Source organism: Nocardia fusca NBRC 14340 (assembly GCF_001618425.1).
Lineage (GTDB): Bacteria > Actinomycetota > Actinomycetes > Mycobacteriales > Mycobacteriaceae > Nocardia > Nocardia fusca.
Genome location: NZ_BDCU01000098.1, coordinates 1 through 1,191, shown reverse-complemented (window position 1 = coordinate 1,191; position 1,191 = coordinate 1). Strand labels below are relative to the sequence as shown.

Here is a 1,191-nt window from a genome sequence, read left to right as displayed (position 1 = left end):
GGGGGTTGAGGCTCATCCGGGAGAAAAGTCACGCTGAGTAGACAGGCTGAATCCTGCTGTTGAACTGGGGATTTCATGTCGGCGTGATTGATACGGGTGTGCCCGGTTACGGGCGTTTCGGTGTGTTGTCCCGGTGTCGCGGCCGCGTACCGGCTCGTGGACGAACGAGGCCTGCACCCGTACAGGGATGTGTCCTGTGGTTCGCACTCGATGACCGGTTCACGGTCGCACCTCTTGCCGTGTGGTCCGAACCGGGCGACCTCGACGTGAGCCGCCGGGTCGATGACATCCTGGTGGACAGCGGGCGACCGCTCGACGCATTCTGGCACGAAGACACACCCTGGTTCTGGGAGCTCAACGCCTGAGGCCCCCCGAACACAACGAGAACCGGCCAGCGGATAGCTGGCCGGTTCTCACGTTCCAGGATCGCACGCTGCGCAGCGGTCCGGTGCGGACCGCTGCGGGCCGAGGACTATTCCTGAGTCAGAGTCAGGGTCCGGTTCTCGGCGGTGTCCTCGTGGATCTCGACCTGGCTCATGTCCTCGGCATCCGGCGGCAGGTAGGCGAACGCTGCGGTGATCTCGACCGCACGGTCATCGTAGTAATACGTCATGAGTTCATTGCCGTCGCCGTCGTGAGCATCTGCGAGATTCGGGCCCTCGCCGTAGTCGAAACCCAATGGCACCCTGACCTTCGTCTGCCGAGATTCGCCGTCACAGATCACCCGATCCAGCCCCTCGTCTTTCATACGGACGGGTTGGCCTTCCGGGCTTTTGAACCGTTCGGACTCGACCTTGACCCACAGGGCGTTGGCCTGGCCGGGTTCGCAGACGTAGGTGATCTCGGCGACGACCCACCAGCTGTAGTCGCCGTGTGCGTCTGGGAACGCTCTCCCGATCCATATGCTGGTCGTTGCGCTGGCCGGTCCGGCCACATTGACCAGTACAGCGGCGGTCAACGCGAGTATCGAAGCGAAAAGTCTCCCACGAACCACTATGTGTGCCTTTCGGAGTCGGTAGGGGGTGGGACAGATCCGTCGAGCAGACCGCAGCCTAGACCACGCCACGCAGCAGTTATGTGTAAGCCCTATGAATAGTCCTGTAGGGATGCTGGACACCTGAAACCCAGGCAGAACGAGAAACCGGTCTGCGGTAACTGCTCGCGTGACTTTTCTCGCGGATGTTCCCGGAC

At 62.0% G+C, this 1,191-nt stretch carries 2 protein-coding genes; one reads left to right on the top strand and one right to left on the bottom strand.

Annotation, left to right across the window (positions count from 1 at the left end; translation table 11 throughout):
* The first annotated feature begins 239 nt into the window (after positions 1-239).
* Entirely contained in the window at positions 240-365 is a 126-nt protein-coding gene (locus tag NF4_RS39905; RefSeq protein WP_269749680.1) for a hypothetical protein, read from the top strand.
* A 107-nt stretch (positions 366-472) separates the two neighbouring features.
* Here the strand turns inward: NF4_RS39905 and NF4_RS36000 are convergent, their stop codons facing one another.
* The gene (locus tag NF4_RS36000; protein WP_063131855.1) at positions 473-958 is read right to left on the bottom strand and encodes a hypothetical protein; all 486 of its coding nucleotides are present in this window, start codon (positions 956-958) and stop codon (positions 473-475) included.
* Positions 959-1,191: the final 233 nt, after the last annotated feature.